This window comes from Kitasatospora sp. NPDC002551, from assembly GCF_040296005.1.
Lineage (GTDB): Bacteria > Actinomycetota > Actinomycetes > Streptomycetales > Streptomycetaceae > Kitasatospora.
The window spans coordinates 35,516-54,102 of the sequence record NZ_JBEOWI010000013.1 but is presented as its reverse complement, the minus strand read 5'-3'; the positions used below and the strand labels follow the sequence as shown (position 1 = coordinate 54,102).

Below are 18,587 nucleotides of genomic sequence, written 5' to 3'. Positions count from 1 at the left end.
ACTGGCATAGACCACCCCGGAATCGCGGTGCTATGCAAAACGGCGGTGCGCGGAACGCGGGCGGCCTACTTGCCCTTGTCGTCGCCGCCCTGCGGCTTGCCGATGCCGTCGTAGATCTCCTTGCACATCGGGCAGACCGGGTACTTCTTCGGGTCGCGCCCGGGCACCCACACCTTGCCGCAGAGCGCCACCACCGGGGATCCGGAGAGGGCGCTCTCCATGATCTTGTCCTTCTGGACGTAGTGCGCGAAGCGCTCGTGGTCGCCGTCCCCGTGGGACACCTGCGGGACGGGCTCGACCAGGGTGCCGGTGCCGAGGCCGCGCTCGGGCTCAAGAGTGCTCATGGGTGCCAAGTCTATGGGCGCCCCGCGAAACCGGGCCAGTACGGCGGCGCGCCATGTCCCGGCCGCCCGCCCCGGCGTCCCTCAGTTGAGCGTCGGATCGTCCGGGTAGCTCGCCAGCAGGGCCATCGGGCCGCGCTGGCGGCGCAGCACCGCCCGCCAGAGCCGCTCCGGCTCGGGACTGGAGATGTCCCCCGGCTCGCAGTCCACCAGGTACCAGGCGCCGCTGGAGATCTCCGACTCCAGCTGCCCGGGCGACCAGCCCGCGTACCCCGCGAAGATCCGCAGCGCGCCGAGCTCGCCGGCCAGCACCTCGGGCGGCGCCTCCAGGTCCACCAGGCCGATCGCCCCGTGCACCCGGCGCCAGCCGAGCGGCTCCCCGGTGCCCGGCTCCCCCGGCGCCACCGCCAGGCCGAGCGCCGAGTCCAGCGCCACCGGCCCGCCCTGGAACACCACCGCCGGGCGGCCGACCAGGACGCCCCAGCCGTCCAGCACGCTGCCGACCTCGACCGGGGTCGGCCGGTTCAGCACCACGCCGAGCGCCCCCTCGGCGTCGTGGTCGAGGAGGAGCACCACCGCCCGGGCGAAGTTCGGGTCGGTGAGCACGGGCGTCGCGACGAGCAGTCGGCCGGTGTGGGACCGGCCTGCGTGCGAATGGGCCGCCGTCATGTCCACATGATCCCGCAGAACCCCCGGCGGCGGACACCCGAGAACCGGCGGGGCGGCGCGCCCGGGGGCCGGTCGGATCCCGTTCGTCCGCGGACCGGACGCGCCCGGGCCGGGCACCGGCCGCGAACACCCGTACGGACGCACCGGCGCGCGCCGCGGGCCCCGGGGAGAGCACCATCACGGGAGAGGCTCACGGGAACCATCGGCACGACCACTACCATCTACTGGTGGTGGACGCCCGTCCACGGTGCCGATTCGGTCACGCCGGGGGCCCGACGCGCCCGTGCAACCGTTCCACCGCATGGCTCGTCGCCGAGCCCCACCCACTCCTCTGGCACCCCGGATTGCGAGAACGATGACCGACGACGTCCTGCTGGTCCACGGCGGAAACCCGCTCGAAGGCGAGATCCGCGTCCGCGGTGCGAAGAACCTGGTGCCCAAGGCCATGGTCGCCGCGCTGCTCGGCCAGGGTCCCAGCAGACTGCGCAACGTCCCGGACATCCGCGACGTCAAGGTGGTCCGCGGGCTGCTCCAGCTGCACGGCGTGACCGTGCGCACCGGCGACGAGGAGGGCGAGCTGATCCTCGACCCCTCGCACGTGGAGAGCGCCAACGTCGCCGACATCGACGCGCACGCCGGCTCCTCGCGCATCCCGATCCTCTTCTGCGGCCCGCTGCTGCACCGCCTCGGCCACGCCTTCATCCCGGGCCTGGGCGGCTGCGACATCGGCGGCCGTCCGGTCGACTTCCACTTCGAGGTGCTGCGCCAGTTCGGCGCCACCATCGAGAAGCACCCGCAGGGCACCTACCTGGTCGCCCAGCAGCGGCTGCGCGGCACCAGGATCGAGCTGCCCTACCCCTCGGTCGGCGCGACCGAGCAGGTGCTGCTCACCGCGGTGCTCGCCGAGGGCGTCACCGAGCTGCGCAACGCCGCCATCGAGCCGGAGATCGTCGACCTCATCTGCGTGCTGCAGAAGATGGGCGCGATCATCTCGATGGGCACCGACCGCACCATCCTGATCACCGGTGTGGACGAGCTGAACGGCTACAACCACCGCGCGCTGCCGGACCGGCTGGAGTCGGCCTCCTGGGCCTGCGCGGCGCTGGCCACCAAGGGCGACATCTACGTGCGCGGCGCCCGCCAGCTGGAGATGATGACCTTCCTCAACACCTTCCGGAAGGTCGGCGGCGCCTTCGAGGTGGACGACGAGGGCATCCGGTTCTGGCACCCGGGCGGGGAGCTCAAGGCGATCGCCCTGGAGACCGACGTGCACCCCGGCTTCCAGACCGACTGGCAGCAGCCGCTGGTGGTCGCGCTGACCCAGGCGACCGGCCTGTCCATCGTGCACGAGACGGTGTACGAGTCGCGTCTGGGCTTCACCGGCGCGCTCAACCAGATGGGCGCGCACATCCAGCTCTACCGCGAGTGCCTGGGCGCCACCCCGTGCCGCTTCGGCGCCCGCAACTTCCTGCACTCCGCGGTGGTCTCCGGCCCGTCCAAGCTGATCGGCTCCGAGCTGGTCATCCCGGACCTGCGCGGCGGCTTCTCGTACCTGATCGCGGCGCTGGCGGCCGAGGGCACCTCGACCGTGCACGGCATCGACCTGATCAACCGCGGTTACGAGAACTTCATGGACAAGCTGCGCGACCTCGGCGCCCACGTCGAGCTGCCGAGCGAGCAGGCCAGCGAGGAGCTGGTCGGCGCCTGACCGGCGCACCGGCGCCCCCGGCGCGACGACGAGAGGCCGGGCCCCCGCGACGGGGGCCCGGCCTCTCGGGCGTTCAAGGGGTGGTTCAGGCGCCCTTGGCGGCTTCCTTCAGCTTGGAGCCGGCGCTGACCTTGGCGCTGTAGCCCTCGGGGATCTGGATCGGCTCGCCGGTCTGCGGGTTGCGGGCGGTGCGAGCGGCACGGTGGGTGCGCTCGAAGGTCAGGAAACCGGGGATGGTGACCTTCTCGTCGCCCTTGGCGACGACCTCGCCGACGATCTCGGCGAAGGCGGCCAGAACGGCGTCGGCGTCCTTGCGGGTCACCTCGGCGCGCTCGGACAGCGCGGCCACCAGCTCACTGCGGTTCATGTGTACTCCTGTGGTCTGTTCGCTTGCGGTGTGCGGGGGCCCATCGGTGCTCCCACCGGGGGCACCCGGATGGGCCGCAGGTCCGCACACTGTGCTCATGCAGGCAATGCGTGGTCGCGAGCCGGGTCCGCACCCAGTGCCGCGCGCCGTGCCCTCGAAGGCCCGCCTGCCTGCCCGGATACGAATCCTGCCCCGACCGGCCCCGAGAATGCCAATCGAGCCCCGGCGCCACCACCCGAACAGTGCCCGCCCGCCGGAGGTGTGACGCTCCGTCGGCTCCGGCGGACCGGGCGCGGGCGGCGGTCGGGACGACGCGCCGGAGGACCGGGGGGACGTTCCGTACTTGTCGGACACGCCTGACCCGTGCAGGGCTACCGTACGCCCTAGGTCCGACAAGCCCAAACACGCCCCTCGCCCTTGTGTCGCAAGGGTTCGGGGCGGGAACGGGCGGGTACGACCGCTAATCGGACATTTGACCGATCCGCGACACATCGCGGCCGGCCGCCGCGGAGGCGTGACGCCGGGCCCGGCGCAGGGGCCCGGCGTCAGAGCTTCACGGCGGGGAAGGAGGCGGTGTCGAGGGTGCCGACGATGCCCGGGGTCGGACGGGACGGCGCGGGCGCCTCCGAGGCGGCGGCCAGGGCGGCCTCCCGGACGGCGGCGGCGACGGTCTTGGCGACGTCCTTGTGGAACACGCTGGGGATGATGTAGTTCGGGTTGCGCTCGTCGTCGCCGACGGTGGCGGCCAGCGCACGCGCGGCGGCGATCATCATCTCGGTGTTGACGGTGCGGCTCTGGGCGTCCAGCAGGCCGCGGAAGACGCCGGGGAAGACCAGCACGTTGTTGATCTGGTTGGGGAAGTCGCTGCGGCCGGTGGCGACCACCGCGGCGGTCTGCCGGGCCACCGCCGGGTCGACCTCCGGGTCCGGGTTGGCCAGCGCGAAGACGATGGCGTCCTCGGCCATGGTGGCCAGGTCGTCGCCGTCCAGCACGTTCGGGGCGGAGACGCCGATGAAGACGTCGGCGCCGGCCACGGCCTCCTTGAGGCTGCCGGTGCGGCCCGAGCGGTTGGTGTGCTCGGCGATCCAGCGCAGGCTGTCGTTGAGGTCCTCGCGGCCCTCGTGGACGACGCCCTTCACGTCCGCGACGGTGGCGTGCTCGACGCCGGCCGCCATCAGCAGCTTGAGGATCGCGGTGCCGGCGGCGCCGGCGCCCGACATCACCACCCGGATGTCGGCGATCTCCTTGCCGACCACCTTGAGCGCGTTCATCAGCGCCGCCAGCACCACGATCGCGGTGCCGTGCTGGTCGTCGTGGAAGACCGGGATGTCCAGGGCCTCGCGCAGCCGGGCCTCGATCTCGAAGCAGCGCGGCGCGGAGATGTCCTCCAGGTTGATGCCGGCGAAGCCCGGGGCGATCGCCTTGACGATGGCCACGATCTCGTCGGTGTCCTGGGTGTCCAGGCAGATCGGCCAGGCGTCGATCCCGGCGAAGCGCTTGAACAGGGCCGCCTTGCCCTCCATGACCGGCAGCGCGGCGGCCGGGCCGATGTTGCCCAGGCCCAGCACGGCGGAGCCGTCGGTGACCACGGCGACGCTGTTGCGCTTGATGGTGAGGCGGCGGGCGTCCTCGGGGTTCTCGGCGATCGCCATGCAGACCCGGGCGACACCCGGGGTGTAGATCATCGAGAGGTCGTCACGGTTGCGGATCGGCAGCTTCGAGGACATCTCGATCTTGCCGCCGAGGTGCATCAGGAACGTACGGTCCGAGACCTTGCCGATGGTGACGCCGTCGATCGCCCGGAGCTTCTCGACGATCTCCTCGCCGTGCGCCACCGAGGAGGCGGCCACCGTCACGTCGATCCGCAGCGCCTCCAGGCCGGAGGCGGTCACGTCGAGGCCGGTCACCGAGCCCCCGGAGGACTCCACCGCCGTGGTGATCGCACTGACGGCGTTGCCTCTGGCCGGCACCTCCAGCCGCACCGTGATCGAGTTCGAGACACTGGGCACCGTCGCCATCGACGTTCCTTCTTCCGTCCGTCCGTCCGCGAGTTCAACAGCTTGTTGAAGACCTCGCTTGCGCATGCTAGCTCTCGATGGTCGCACCAATCCGGGCGTAGTCAGAAATATCGTTCATTGAGTGTGCGGACCCGACAACTTCTTGCCTCCGCCGCCCGATGCGTTACATTGGACGGGACACCGGCTCGATCCAAGCCCCCGGGCCCAACCTTCGTCCCTTCGAGGGACCACTTGCCGCGAGGCGAGCATGGCGGGTCGGTGTCGTAGCTTCTGAAGGCCCCTCACCCTCCGGGTGGGGGGCCTTCGCCGTGGTCGCACCGGGTGACGGCGTACGGCCGGCCCCGGGCGGGGCCGGCCGTACGGACCGTCAGCGGCGCGCTCGGTCGCGCAGCAGCGCGGGGACCCCGGCCGCGTCCGGCAGGTCGTCCGGTCCGGACAGCACGGTCAGCCGCTGGGTCGCCCGGGTGAGTGCCACGTACAGCACCCGCAGGCCCGCCTCGGACTCCCCGGCGATCCCGGTCGGGTCGGCGACCACGGTCGCGTCGTACTCCAGGCCCTTGGCCTCCAGGCTGCCCAGCGCCACCACGCGCCCGCCCAGCCCCTCGGCCCAGCCCGCCGCCTCGGCCCGCCGGTCCATCGGCACCACCACGGCCACCGTGCCGTCCACCTCGCCCAGCAGCCGCTCCAGCTCGGCCCGGGCGGCCGCGCCGAAGGCCTCCGGCGAGGGGTCGGTGACGGCCGCGAAGCGCGGCTCGACGCCGACGTGCCGCACCGCGCTCGGCGACGGCGTGCCCGGCGCGGCCAGCGCCAGCACCTTGGCCGCCACCTCGGCGATCTCGGCCGGGTTGCGGTAGTTCACGGTCAGCGTGAAGCGGCGCCGGGGCTTGCCGGACAGCACCTCGTCCAGGGCGGCCTGCGCCTCCCCGGGGAACGGCCAGGAGGACTGCGCCGGGTCGCCGACGATGGTCCAGGTGGCCGTCCGGGAGCGGCGGCCGATCATCCGCCACTGCATCGGGGTGAGGTCCTGCGCCTCGTCGACGATCACGTGCGCGTACTCGACGCGCTCGACGGGCACCCTCTCCCGCTGCCGGGCGGAGCGGTCGGCGAAGGTGGTGACCTCGTCCAGGCCGCTCAGCAGGTCCACCGCGTCCACCTCGCGGACCTTCGGGCGGGCCGGCTCGCCGAGCAGTACCTGCAGCTCGTCCACCAGCGCCACGTCGTGCGCCGAGAGCGCGCCCTCGCCGCGGCCCGACAGGTGCCGCCAGGACCCCGCCAGCAGCTTCGCCTCCTCCGGGGTCACCGCGCGCCGGGCGATCCGGTTGGTGTGCCGGGACTGCTTCAGCGTGCCCAGCACCCGGCGCGGGGTGACCGCGGGCCACCAGGCGTCCAGGAAGTCCAGGAACGGCGCCTCGTCGGAGACGTACTCGTCGAAGGACTCCTTCTCCTCCTGGCGCTGCTCACGGGCGTAGTGGTCGGCGGGCCGGGGCAGGTGGCGGGTGGCCTCCTGCCAGAGCGCGTCCAGCAGCAGCCGGCGGGCGCGCGGGCGCAGCAGGTTGAGCGGGGTGCCGCCGGAGCCGATGACGTTGCCGCGCACCGCCTTGAGCCGGCCCGCGTCCAGCTTCAGCACCTCACCGCGGGCGACCACCTTCAGCTCCTGCGGGGCGCCCAGCTCCAGCGCCGCCCGGGCGGCCCGGCGCAGCAGCTGGACCATCCGGGCCGAGCCCTTGATCCGGGCCACCTCGGGCGTGTCGTAGGTGCCGGCCTCGATACCGTCGACCAGCGAGCCGACCGCGCGGATGGCGACCTGGCCCTCCTCGCCGAGCGAGGGCAGCACGCCCTCGGTGTAGGAGACCAGCAGCGGGGTCGGCGAGACCACCAGGATGCCCCCGGCGTACCGGCGGCGGTCCTGGTAGAGCAGGAAGGCCGCCCGGTGCAGCGCGACGGCGGTCTTGCCCGTGCCGGGGCCGCCGGTGACGAGGGTGGCGCCGGCCGCGGCGGCGCGGATCACCTCGTCCTGCTCCTTCTGGATGGAGGAGACGATGTCGCGCATCGAGTGGCTGCGGGCGCGGCCGAGCGAGGCCATCAGCGCGCCGTCGCCGACCACCGCGAGTTCCTCGCCGTCCAGGGTGGGGGCGAGGTCGGGACGCAGCAGGTCGTCCTCGACGCCGATCACCTTGCGGCCCTTGGAGCGGATCACCCGGCGGCGGATGACCCGGCCGGGCTCCAGCGGGGTGGAGCGGTAGAACGGCGCCGCGGCGGGCGCCCGCCAGTCGATCACCAGTGGGCCGTACTCCGCGTCCAGCACCCCGAGCCGGCCGATGTGCAGGGTCTCGGCGACTTCCGGGTCGGCCGGGTCGAGCGGGGTGTCGGAGGGGATGCCGTGCTCCTCCGGCGCGTCGGCCCGCTGGAGGTCGATGCGGCCGAACAGGAAGTCCTCGAACTCGTTGTTGAGCCGCTGGAGATGGGCGCCGGCCCGGTACACCTGGGCGTCGCGCTCGGCGAGTGCGCCGGGGGTGCCGACGTGCACCCGCTTGGCGGCGTCCTCCAGGATGTACTCGGCCTCGGCGAGCTTCTCCTCCAGGCGGTGGTAGACCGTGTCGAGGTGACGCTGCTCACCGGCGATCTCGCGCTCGCGCACGGTCTCGTGGTCGGTGGCGGTGGTGTCCGTGGTGCTGGTGTCCGTGTTGCTCTGCATGGCCTCGGTGGTTGCGGCGGAATCCGGCTCCGGGAAACGAGCGGACGGACGATCCTACGCCCCGGCCGGGGGAAACGTGAAGGCCGCCCTCCGCAACGCGGTGGACGGCCTTCACTGTGAACATGGGGTGGTGGAGATGCCGGGAATCGAACCCGGGTCCAGTGGAGTTAATTCAGGGCTTCTCCGAGCGCAGTCCGCTGTGCTTTTCTCGGCCCTGGCGGTCACGCGGACAAGCCGCCAACAGGCCCAGCTGCTGTTTGATTTCCCATCCACCCCCGCAGCCCGGGCGGACGGTTGAGTTCCCTAGATTATGCCAGGGTCCGGGTCGGGAACCCCCCGGTCTGACACCCAAGCGCTATCGGTGCTTATTAGGCAGCGAGAGCGAACTGCTGGGAATCGCGCTTAGAGTTGGCGATTATTTTTTTGCGACACGTGGTTAACGAGATCATTGCCGCGTTCCTCGGCTCGCTTCCCCTGTTTCAACATCCCCTGTCGAAACCGATCATCCCCATGTTTTGTTGAGAAACAGCGCGGACGGCGGGCCGTCCGTGGTGCTGGGCCCCATGGTACGCGAGGCGACCAGCGAGGGCCAGCCGATTAACGCTGGCGCCGCCGGGCGGCCGCCACCGCGCGCGCCGCCTCACGGGTGTCCTGCTTCTCGCGCAGGGTCTGCCGCTTGTCGTAGAGCTTCTTGCCGACCGCGAGCGCCAGTTCGAGCTTCACCCGGCCGTCCTTGAAGTACAGCGAGAGCGGGACGAGGGTGTGGCCGGCGTCCCGGACCTTCGTCTCGATCTTGCGGATCTCCAGCTTGTGCAGCAGCAGCTTGCGCTTGCGCCGCGCCGCGTGGTTGGTCCACGTCCCCTGGGTGTACTCGGGGATGAAGACGTTGTCGATCCACGCCTCGTGGTTCTGGATGTAGGCGTAGCCGTCGACCAGGTTGGCCCGCCCCTCGCGCAGTGACTTCACCTCCGTGCCGGTGAGCACGAGACCGCACTCGTAGGTGTCGAGGATGGTGTACTCGTGTCGCGCCTTCTTGTTCTGCGCGATCAGCTTGTGTCCGGTTTCCTTTGCCATAGCGCGGTCATTCTCGCACCTCCACCCGGTGCCGAGCAGCCCCTTTACGCGCGGCTGCCGAGACCGGCCAGCACCCGCAGGGCGAGCGCGGCGGCGTCCTCGGAGGCGTCCGCCGGGACGTCCGGGGCCAGTCCGGTGCCCTCCGGGGAGCGGCCGGCCGGGGTGTAGTAGCGGCCGACGGTCAGCTCCAGCACCGCGCCGTCGGCGAGCCGGCTGGGCTGCTGGACGGTGCCCTTGCCGAAGGTGCGCCCGCCCACCACCACGGCCCGGCCGCGGTCCTGCAGGGCGCCGGTGAGCAGTTCGGCGGCGCTCATCGTGCCGCCGTCGACCAGCACCACCAGCGGGGTGCGCTGGTCGCCGCCGGGCGGGGCGGTCAGCTCCCGGGTGCCGCCGCGGTCCTGGTACGAGCCGACCGGGCCGCCGTCCAGGAAGACCCCGGCGGTGCCGGCGGCCTCGTCGACCAGTCCGCCGGAGTTGCCGCGCAGGTCGAGCACCACGCCGGCCCGCGCGGCGCGCGCGGCGGCGCGCACCTGCTCGGCCACGCCGGAGGTGAAGGCCCGCACGGCGATCCGCACCGCCCCGCCGGCCAGGTGCTCGACGGTCACCTGCTGGCTGTCCAGCAGTGCCCGGCGCAGCCGGACCTCGCGGTCCTCGCCCTCCTCCCGCCGCACGGTCAGGACGACCTCCGAACCGGGCTGCCGCTCGGCGCCCTCGCGTCCGCGCAGCCGGGCGACCACCTCGGTGACCGGAAGCCGGTCCGCCTCGTCCTCCCCGATCCGCAGCAGCCGGTCGCCGACCGCGATGCCGGCGGCGGCGGCCGGGCCGGCGGGCTGCACCTGGGAGACGGTGGTGACGCCGTCCTCGCCGCGGCCCACGGACAGGCCCACCCCGAGGTAGCGGCCGTCCAGGCCCTGGCTGAACTCGGCGTACTCCTGGGCGCTGTAGTACGCGCCCCAGCGGTCGCCGGTCGCGCCGATCAGGTGCTCGGCCTGCTGCTCGGAGAGGTCGGCGCCGGCCGGGTCCTGGCCGGCGCCGATGGTCGCGGCCGCGGGCCGGGCGGTGTCGGCCGACGGCGGGCGCGGCGTCGTGCCGGACTCGCCCCAGGCGCCGGTGGCGGCCCCGGCCAGCAGGACCGCACCGAACACCAGGCTGAGGGTGGCCACCTGACGCGCCGCGCGGGGAGTGACTGGCATGGACCGGAGTCTAGGGCGTGTCCGGGACACCGCGGCCCGCAACGGTCGGCGGCGGAACGCCGACGGCCCCGGACGGCGCAGTGCCGTCCGGGGCCGTCCCGGGTCGCCGGGCGTTTCGGGGCCTCAGACCTTGAGGTACTTGCGGAGGGTGAAGAAGGCCGCGATGCCGGCCATGCCCATACCCACCACGACCAGCAGCGGTATCACCGCCAGCACCGAGGACAGGCCGATGAAGTGGATGAACTGCACCCGCTCGGCCAGCCAGTTCTGGACGAAGAAGTGGCCGCCGAGCAGCAGTCCGGAGGCCATCACCGCGCCGAGCAGCGCGGAGAACGCGGCCTCCGCGATGAACGGCATCTGCACGTAGAAGTTCGAGGCGCCGACCAGGCGCATGATGCCGGTCTCGCGCCGCCTGCTGTACGCCGACACCCGGACGGTGTTGACGATCAGCAGCAGGGCGACGAAGAGCATCAGCACCATGATGACGAAGGCCGCCGTCTGGAGGCCGTTCAGCAGGCCGAAGAGGTTCTCCAGGATCTTGCGCTGGTCCTCGACCGACTTGACGCCGGGCTTGCCGGCGAAGGCGCTCTGGATGACGTCGTACTTGGTCGGGTCCTTGAGCTTGACCCGCCAGGACTGCGGGATGGCCTCCGGGCCGAGGACGGAGATGAGCGGGTTGTCCGGGTTCATCTCCTTCCAGTGCTTGTACGCCTCGGCGGAGTTCTCGAAGGTCGAGGACTGGACCACCGAGTCCATCTTGTCCAGCTGGGTCTTGATGTCGGCGATCTGCTGGTCGGTGGCCGCACCCTTGTCGCACTGGGGCGAGTTGCGGGCGTCGGCCTTGGTGCAGAAGTAGATGCTCACCTCGACCTTGTCGTACCAGTACCCCTTCATCGAGTTGACCTGGTCGCGGACCAGGAGGGAGGCACCGGCGAGGGCGAGGGAGAGCGCGACGCTGACGACGACGGCGATGGTCATCGTCAGGTTGCGGCGGAGACCCACACCGATCTCCGACAGGACGAACTGGGCGCGCATGCGTTCAACAACTCCAGGGTCGGTACTGCTGGTCGGGCGAGGCGGGCGGGCGGCCCACGGGGTCAGCGCCGAGTGGTCAGTGCTGGTATCCGTAGACGCCGCGGGCCTGGTCGCGGACCAGCAGCCCCTTGTCGAGCTCGATGACGCGCTTGCGCATCTGGTCGACGATGGCCTGGTCGTGGGTGGCCATCAGCACGGTGGTGCCGGTGCGGTTGATCCGGTCGAGCAGCTTCATGATGCCGACCGAGTTCTGCGGGTCGAGGTTGCCGGTGGGCTCGTCCGCGATCAGCAGCATCGGGCGGTTGACGAACGCCCGGGCGATCGCCACGCGCTGCTGCTCACCACCGGACAGCTCGCCCGGCATGCGGTCCTCCTTGCCGCCGAGGCCGACCAGGTCGAGCACCTCGGGCACCACCTTGTTGATGGCGCTCTTCGGCTTGCCGATGACCTCCAGCGCGAACGCGACGTTCTGCGCGACCGTCTTGTTGGGAAGCAGGCGGAAGTCCTGGAAGACGGTGCCCAGCTGGCGGCGCATGTGCGGCACCTTCCAGTTGGACAGCTTGCCCAGGTCCTTGCCCAGCACGTGCACCTCGCCGCTGCTGGGGCGCTCCTCGCGCAGGCACAGGCGCAGGAAGGTGGACTTGCCCGAGCCGGACGAGCCGACCAGGAAGACGAACTCACCCTTCTCGATCTCCAGCGAGACGTTGTCCAGGGCGGGACGGTTCTGCTTGGGATAGGTCTTGGAGACGTTGTCGAATCTGATCACGGCTGCATCACGGAGGCCATCCTAGGCGGCGCCAGTCCTGGGTCGGTCCGCCCCTCGGCATGCCCGGCCCGGGGCGGGCGAGGGGAGCGGAACGGCCGCTCCCGGCTTGGGACCATACGCGAACGGGCGCCCGGCCCGCAGGTTCAGGCCTCGACAGCCGCACGGAACTGGGGGAAAATGCCCGGATATGCCCCGAAAATTGGGAGCCATCTCACAGCCCGGGGGCCGGAACGCCGGGAACCTGGCACAGTGGAGGGTGCGGTCGGGCCCGACCGCTCCGCCGCACAGGGCAAGAGAAGGAACCAAGGCCCGGTCCGGTGCGTTTGCAGTAGCAGCGAGGAGGAGATCGCATGACCTGCGACCATCTGGTGTGCGCCCACTGCAACGGCCGCGTCAGCGAGGGCCGCTGCCCCGCCTGCCGTGCCACCCGGGCCCGGCTGCAGGAGCAGCAGGGGCTGTTCGCCGCGCTCTCCCCCGCGATGCTGCTGGCCGTGCTGGCCGGACTGCTCGCGGTGGCACTGATCGCGCGGCAGGCGCTGGCCTGAGCCGTAAGACGTACGAACGGCGAGAACCGCACGAACGGGCAGGGCCCCCGACCGGTTGACCGGTCGGGGGCCCTGCCGTATGTCCTGTGCGGACCGCGGGCGACCGCGGACTACTGCGCGGCGGTCTCCCGCTGCTTCCTCCACCGGATGCCGGCCTCGATGAAACCGTCGATGTCGCCGTCCAGCACGCCCTGCGGGTTGCCGACCTCGAACTCGGTGCGGACGTCCTTGACCATCTGGTACGGGTGCAGCACGTAGGAACGCATCTGGTTGCCCCAGGAGCTGCCGCTGTCCTTGAGCGCGTCCATCGCCGCCTTCTCCTCCTGGCGGCGCCGCTCCAGCAGCTTGGCCTGGAGGACGTTCATCGCGGACGCCTTGTTCTGGATCTGCGAGCGCTCGTTCTGGCAGGAGACCACGATGCCGGTCGGGATGTGCGTGATGCGCACCGCCGAGTCGGTGGTGTTGACGCCCTGGCCGCCGGGGCCGGAGGCGCGGTAGACGTCGATGCGCAGGTCCGACTCGTCGATGTCGACGTGGTCGGACTGCTCGACGACCGGGAGCACCTCGACGCCGGCGAACGAGGTCTGCCGGCGGCCCTGGTTGTCGAACGGGGAGATGCGGACCAGGCGGTGGGTGCCCTGCTCGACCGAGAGGGTGCCGTAGGCGTAGGGGGCCTTGACGGTGAAGGTCGCGGACTTGATGCCGGCCTCCTCCGCGTACGAGGTGTCGTACACCTCGGTGGGGTACCCGTGCCGCTCGGCCCAGCGCAGGTACATGCGCATCAGCTGCTCGGCGAAGTCGGCGGCGTCCACGCCGCCGGCCTCGGCGCGGATGTTGATCAGCGCCTCGCGGGCGTCGTACTCGCCCGACAGGAGGGTGCGGACCTCCAGCTCCTCGACCGCCTTGGCGACGGCCACCAGCTCGGTCTCGGCCTCGGCGCGGGTGTCCGCGTCGTCCTCGGCCTCGGCCAGCTCGAACAGGACGCCCAGGTCGTCGATGCGGCCGCGGAGGCCCTCGACCCTGCGCAGTTCGCCCTGGAGGAAGGAGAGCCTGCTGGTCACCTTCTGGGCGTTCGCGAGGTCGTCCCACAGGTCGGGGGCGGCTGCCTCCTCCTCCAGACGCGCGATGTCGGCCCGGATCTTGTCCAGGTCGAGGACGGCCTCGATCGACCCCATGGTCGTTTCGAGGTTCTTGAGCTCTTCGGAAGGATCGACGGCTGCCACGCCCCCAGGGTAATGGTTCCCGGGGTGCTCATGACGACCCCGGGTGCGTCGGGGGCCCCGCGGGCTCCCGGAGCGGGCCGCCGAGGGGCCCCGGGCGCGCCGCTAGGGCGCCCTCGGGGCGCCCGACACGCCGGTCGGACGGGGGCCGGGCCCGGCGTCCGGGGCGGTGGCGGCGAAGGCCGTCCAGGCCGCGGCGGCGCCGGCCAGCAGCAGGACCACGGCCAGCAGCACGGCCAGCACCCGGCGCCGGCGCAGCAGCGCCTGGCGGTCCCGGCGGTGGACCGCGCCCGGGGTGGTGCGCTGGGCCCGCGACTCGGCCGCGTAGGAGGCCAGCTCCTGCGCGGAGGGACGGCGCAGGCTGGTGTGGGTGTCCCGGGTGGAGTCCGGGGCCACCCCGGGCACCAGCGGGACGGCCGGGCCGCGGCGGCGCTTGTGGGTGCCGGGGGCGGCGTCCACCTCGGCGTACACCGCCTCGCCCGGGGTCAGCTGCTCCTCGGCGGGCGCCCGGCCCTGCTGCGGGACGGCCAGCACCGGCAGCCCGGCCAGGGCCGGCAGCTGCTCGCGCAGCCGGGCGGCCAGCTCGGCGGCGCGCAGCCGGGAGGCCGGGGCCTTGGCCAGGCACTCGGCGATGATCCGCCACAGGCCGTCGGGCAGGCCGGGGATCGGCGGCACCTGCTCGGTGACGTGCCGGCGCAGCACCGCGCCGGTGTGGCCGCCGCCGAACGGGGTGAAGCCGGCCAGCAGCTCGTACAGCACGGTGGCGAGGGCGTAGATGTCGACGGCGGCGCGCGGCTCCAGGCCCTCGATGATCTCGGGGGCGAGGTAGTCGGGGGTGCCGATGATCCGGGTGGCGCGGGTGCGGCGCGGGGCGTCGACCAGCCGGGCCACGCCGAAGTCGGTCAGCTTGGCGCGCGGGGCGCCGCCGGGGCCGGGGGCGGCGGCGAGGTCGAGCAGCACGTTCTCGGGCTTGACGTCCCGGTGCACGATGCCGGCCGCGTGGGCGGCGGCCAGGCCGTCGGCGACGTCCGCGATGACCGAGGCGGCGAGCTGCGGGGGCAGCGCGCCGTCGCGCTCCAGCCGGGAGCGCAGGTCGGTGCCCTGGACCAGCTCCATCACCAGGGCGAGGTCGCTGCCGTCGACGACCATGTCGCGCACGCCGACCACCCGGGGGTGGTCGAGGCTGGTGAGCGCGGCGCGTTCCTGGACGAAGCGCCCGACCAGCACCTGGTCGGCGGCCAGGTCCTCGCGCAGCAGCTTGACCGCGACCGGACCGTCCGGGCCCTCGCCGAGCCAGACCGTCCCGGCCGAGCCCCGGCCGATCACCTGGTGGACGGTGTAGCGGCTGCCGATCTTGCGTGCCAATGCTGCTCCGTGGGCGGCGGGAGCGCTCCGGGAGGGTCCGGAGCACTCGGTGGGGCGGGACAACAGCGACCAACCTACGCGCCCGGACGCCTTCCGCGGGCCTCCTGGGGCCGCTCGGCCGGTGCTGGGCGGCGGGAAATCCCGTGAATTGTCGACAAAGCGTCAATCCTGCCGACGGGGGCGGCTCCGGGCTCCCCGTCAGACCACCTCGGCCGGCAGCGTCCAGCGCTGCCCCGCCGACCCGTCGCAGCCGGCCAGGTCGGCGCCGCCGCCCGGCGCGGCCCCGGCCGCGGGGTCGCGCAGGCAGCCCTCGGCGCCCTGGTTCCAGAGCGCGCCGGCCAGGCCGACCAGCCAGACGTGGTACGGCGAACCGTTGCAGGGGTTGAGCGAGGCCGCGTTGCCGTCGGTGCCCAGGCACTTGCCGGCGTGCCGCAGCGTGCCGTCGGTCTCCACGCTCCACTGCTGCCCGGGCGAGCCGTCGCAGGCGAGCAGCGCGACCGGCTCCGGGCCGTCCGCCACGCTCCCGGGCAGGTCGGCGAGGCAGTGGCCGCCGGGCGCGCCGACCGGGCCGGTCGGGCGCCCCGGGCGGACGTCGGTGGCGAAGGAGTCGGTCCGCAGGCCCGCACCGCCGCTCCAGAGCTCGAAGCCCGCCTCGATCGAGACCAGGTACCACTCCGGCCTGACCACGCCGCGGGCCACCGCGTCCCGGACGAAGGCCCGCAGGTCGAGGTCGGTGACCGAGTCGACCGGGGTCCGCGCCTGGTAGGCGACCATCGGCCACTGCCGGCCGTTGGCGGCGATGGTGAGCTGCCAGCTGGTCCAGCCGGTCCCGCCGACGTACGCGGTGGAACCGGTGGGACCGGACCCGGCCGGACGGCGGTCCAGCCAGATCATCAGCTCGGCCCCGTCCGGCTGGCCGTTGGCCTCGGGGGTGGCCGGGGTGGTGTGGAACCACAGGTCGTAGGCCACGTTGAAGTCGCCCGCGGCGGGCAGCGTGGTGGACCAGCTGCTGGTCGCCCGCCCCAGCTCGGAGACGCGCAGCGGCAGCGCGCTGCCGGTGGAGCAGGTGTTCCAGTGGCAGCCGTCGAAGATCTCCGGGTAGGCGACCGGTCCGGCCGGCGGGCTCGCGGCGGCGTCCGAGGAGTGCACGGTGAACCCGGGGCCGCCGTCGGTGGCCAGGCAGGTGTTCGTCCCCGGGCCGTAGGCGTTGTTGTCCACCACGTACCGACCGCCGGCCACCGGCACCGTCTCGTACCGGCCGCAGTGCGGGGTCGGCGCCGCCACCGCCGGACCGGCCGGCAGCAGCGCCGCCACGACGGCGAGCAGCAGGCCCGCCGCCGCCGGGCGTCCGGACGTGTGTCGCACCCTCATTCGCAAGCCCCCCGGGATCCGCCGTTCCTGTGTGCCCGTCAGTTCTTCGCGCTGCCGAACAGGTCCGTCACCCAGTCCTTGGCGCTGGAGAACCAGTCCTGGACGTTGGCCCAGTACTCCGGCAGCGGGGTGAAGTTCCACAGCGCCGCCGCGGCCAGTGCCAGCACCAGCAGCACCATCAGGCAGCCCTTCAGACAGCCCAGGCCCGGGATGTACATCCGGTTGCGGCTGCGCGGGCGCGGCTCGCGGCGCGGGGCCTCCCGGGGTGCCTCGCGGGGCGGCTCGGCGCGGCGCTGCGGGGGTTCGCGGTGCTGCGGCGCGGGCGGCTCGGCCCGGCGCGGCGGGGCGGCGGGGGCCGCCTGCTGCGGGGCCGGGTGCTGCGGGGCGGGCGCGGGCCGGCGCCCGGCGGGCGCGGCCGGGGGCTGGTTGTAGCCGCCGGGCGGCTGCGGGCTGCCCTCGCCCTGCCCGGGGCGGCCCGGCCGGCCTGCCTGGTAGGGCGGCGGGGCGACCGGCGGGCGCTGGGCGTATCCGGGCGGCGGGGCCTGCCGGTAGCCGCCCGGCTGCTGCCGGCCCTGGTGCTGCTGGCCCTGGTGCTGCCCCGGGTACTGGCCGGGCTGCTGGTAGCCCTGCGGCGGGTGGCCGGGCTGGCCGCCCTGGCCCGCCTGGAAGGGCGGCGGGGCGACCGGCGGGGCCTCGAAGTCCTCGGGCCCGAAGTAGGCGATCTCGGTCTGCTGGTTGCGGTCCCGGGCCGCCCGCAGCTGGGTCTGCCAGGGGTGCGGGGTCTCGGCCTGCGGCGGGCCGGGCGGGGGCGGCGGCACGGCGGCGGGCGGCATCACCCGGGTCGCCGCCGGGTCGAACGGGGGCGGCTGGGTGCCCATCACCCGGGTCGCGGCCGCCGGGTCGTACTGCTGGCCGGGCTGGCCGGGCTGCTGACCGGGGTGACCGGGGTGGCCGGCCGGGAGCACCTGGGTGCGGTCCTCGGCGCCGAACGGCGCGTCCGCCGACAGTCCGGGCACCCCCACCGGCGCGCCCGGCACGGCGGCCGGCTGCGGGTCCGGCAGGAGCAGCCCGCCGACGGCGATCGCCGCGTCCACCGCCGCCGGCGAGGCGTGCACGCCCACCACGGCCGCGACCACCCGCAGGGCGCCCGCCAGCGACACCGCGCTCGGCCGCTGCGCCGGGTCCTTGCGCAGACAGCGCTCGATCACCGTCCAGAGCGGCTCCGGCATCGTGGACGGCCGCTGCGGCTCCTGGGCGAGGTGCGCCTGCAGGATGGCCAGCGGGTTGTCGCCCTGGAACGGCTGGCGGCCGGTGACCAGCTCGTACAGCATGATCCCGGCGCCGTAGACGTCCACCGCGGAGGTCTGCGGGCGGCCCTCGGCGGACTCCGGCGCGACGTACGCGGGGGTGCCGACGAACTCGTGGCTGCGGGTGATGCCCGGGGAGTCGGCGAGCCGGGCGATGCCGAAGTCGGTCAGCATCGGGTGCATCTGCTCGGTCGCGTCGACGACGGCGGTGGCGAGCAGCACGTTGGCCGGCTTGAGGTCGCGGTGCACGATGCCGTCCGCGTGGCTGGCCGCCAGCGCGTCGGCGACCTGGGCCATCAGCAGGGCGCCCGCGATCGGGCTGAACGGGCCCTGCTCGCGGAGGTAGCGGGCCAGGTCCGGGCCGTCCACGAGGTCCATCACCAGGGCCAGCAGCTCGCCCTCGACGACCAGGTCGCGGACCTTGACGATGTTCGGGTGGGTCAGCCGCAGCAGCACCGAGCGCTCCCGCAGGAAGCGCATCACCACGTCCGGGTCGGCGGCGAGCTCCTCGCGCAGGACCTTGATCGCCACCAGCTGCCCGGGCGCGCTGCCGGGCACCTCGACGTCGGCGCGGACCCGGCCGCGCCAGACGGTGCCGGTGGCCCCTCGTCCGAGGGTCTCCTCCAGCAGATACTTGCTGCCGACTGGCCGCACCTGTCGCACTCCTCGCCGTGCCGCCCGCGCGGGGCGCTCCTCCGCCGGTGCGGTGAGCCTGCCGGGCCCGTGTTTCCGGCCACTCTAACGGGGTCCGTTCCCGTTTTTGAGGCGACCGGCAGGGGCGTTCGCCCGGGTTGGGGGACATCCCCCAAGGGAAGACCCGGAGCGTGCGCGGGCGGTTCCGCGGGGGCCGCGGGGTCTGCCCTTCCGGGCGCCGGTTGACCTGATTCCCCGTCGCCTCCACCATGGCCATGAT

At 73.2% G+C, this 18,587-nt stretch carries 15 protein-coding genes and 1 other RNA gene; 2 read left to right on the top strand and 14 right to left on the bottom strand.

The annotated features are described in order from the left end of the window. Positions 1-65: 65 nt before the first annotated feature. Positions 66-344 carry a DUF3039 domain-containing protein gene (locus ABT093_RS14585; RefSeq protein WP_344325167.1) on the bottom strand — a complete coding sequence of 93 codons (279 nt, stop codon included), beginning with the start codon at positions 342-344 and terminating at the stop codon, positions 66-68. Between the two features lie 81 nt (positions 345-425). Beyond that, complete coding sequence (locus ABT093_RS14580) at positions 426-1,010, bottom strand: YqgE/AlgH family protein (RefSeq protein WP_350564111.1); 585 nt, start codon at positions 1,008-1,010, stop codon at positions 426-428. Positions 1,011-1,365: 355 nt separating this feature from the next. On the opposite strand from ABT093_RS14580, the gene murA reads away from it, so the two are divergent. Further along, positions 1,366-2,718, top strand: a complete 1,353-nt coding sequence (gene murA, locus ABT093_RS14575; RefSeq protein WP_350564110.1) for a UDP-N-acetylglucosamine 1-carboxyvinyltransferase — start codon at positions 1,366-1,368, stop codon at positions 2,716-2,718. A gap of 85 nt (positions 2,719-2,803) precedes the next feature. Here murA and ABT093_RS14570 read toward each other — a convergent pair whose 3' ends face one another. From ABT093_RS14570 to ftsE, 8 genes are all read right to left on the bottom strand, one after another. Next, positions 2,804-3,085, bottom strand: a complete 282-nt coding sequence (locus tag ABT093_RS14570; RefSeq protein WP_030308200.1) for an HU family DNA-binding protein — start codon at positions 3,083-3,085, stop codon at positions 2,804-2,806. Between the two features lie 545 nt (positions 3,086-3,630). Next, complete coding sequence (locus tag ABT093_RS14565) at positions 3,631-5,103, bottom strand: NAD-dependent malic enzyme (RefSeq protein WP_350564108.1); 1,473 nt, start codon at positions 5,101-5,103, stop codon at positions 3,631-3,633. Between the two features lie 367 nt (positions 5,104-5,470). Continuing rightward, positions 5,471-7,798, bottom strand: a complete 2,328-nt coding sequence (locus tag ABT093_RS14560) for a HelD family protein (RefSeq protein ID WP_350564106.1) — start codon at positions 7,796-7,798, stop codon at positions 5,471-5,473. Positions 7,799-7,926: 128 nt separating this feature from the next. Continuing rightward, positions 7,927-8,308: a transfer-messenger RNA gene (gene ssrA / locus ABT093_RS14555) on the bottom strand. Between the two features lie 87 nt (positions 8,309-8,395). Beyond that, on the bottom strand, positions 8,396-8,872 hold the full coding sequence (smpB, locus tag ABT093_RS14550) for an SsrA-binding protein SmpB (protein ID WP_350564104.1): 477 nt from the start codon (positions 8,870-8,872) through the stop codon (positions 8,396-8,398). A 44-nt stretch (positions 8,873-8,916) separates the two neighbouring features. Then, the gene (locus ABT093_RS14545) at positions 8,917-10,065 is read right to left on the bottom strand and encodes a S41 family peptidase (RefSeq protein WP_350564103.1); all 1,149 of its coding nucleotides are present in this window, start codon (positions 10,063-10,065) and stop codon (positions 8,917-8,919) included. Positions 10,066-10,188: 123 nt separating this feature from the next. Continuing rightward, the gene (gene ftsX / locus ABT093_RS14540) at positions 10,189-11,100 is read right to left on the bottom strand and encodes a permease-like cell division protein FtsX (protein WP_344325131.1); all 912 of its coding nucleotides are present in this window, start codon (positions 11,098-11,100) and stop codon (positions 10,189-10,191) included. Positions 11,101-11,176: 76 nt separating this feature from the next. Beyond that, positions 11,177-11,866 carry a cell division ATP-binding protein FtsE gene (gene ftsE, locus ABT093_RS14535; RefSeq protein ID WP_350544679.1) on the bottom strand — a complete coding sequence of 230 codons (690 nt, stop codon included), beginning with the start codon at positions 11,864-11,866 and terminating at the stop codon, positions 11,177-11,179. 350 nt (positions 11,867-12,216) lie between these two features. Between ftsE and ABT093_RS14530 the strand changes: the two genes are divergently transcribed. After that, a complete protein-coding gene (locus tag ABT093_RS14530; RefSeq protein WP_350564101.1) occupies positions 12,217-12,411 on the top strand; it encodes a hypothetical protein in 195 nt (64 codons plus the stop codon). A 110-nt stretch (positions 12,412-12,521) separates the two neighbouring features. On the opposite strand, the gene prfB is transcribed toward ABT093_RS14530, so the two are convergent. From prfB to ABT093_RS14510, 4 genes are all read right to left on the bottom strand, one after another. After that, positions 12,522-13,634 (bottom strand): peptide chain release factor 2, encoded by a 1,113-nt coding sequence (gene prfB / locus ABT093_RS14525; protein WP_350564099.1) that lies wholly within the window; start codon positions 13,632-13,634, stop codon positions 12,522-12,524. A gap of 102 nt (positions 13,635-13,736) precedes the next feature. Beyond that, positions 13,737-14,996, bottom strand: a complete 1,260-nt coding sequence (locus ABT093_RS14520; RefSeq protein ID WP_350564097.1) for a serine/threonine-protein kinase — start codon at positions 14,994-14,996, stop codon at positions 13,737-13,739. Positions 14,997-15,194: 198 nt separating this feature from the next. Beyond that, a complete protein-coding gene (locus ABT093_RS14515) occupies positions 15,195-16,361 on the bottom strand; it encodes a GH12 family glycosyl hydrolase domain-containing protein (RefSeq protein WP_350564096.1) in 1,167 nt (388 codons plus the stop codon). A 44-nt stretch (positions 16,362-16,405) separates the two neighbouring features. After that, on the bottom strand, positions 16,406-18,328 hold the full coding sequence (locus ABT093_RS14510) for a serine/threonine-protein kinase (RefSeq protein ID WP_350564094.1): 1,923 nt from the start codon (positions 18,326-18,328) through the stop codon (positions 16,406-16,408). Between the last annotated feature and the right edge of the window lie 259 nt (positions 18,329-18,587).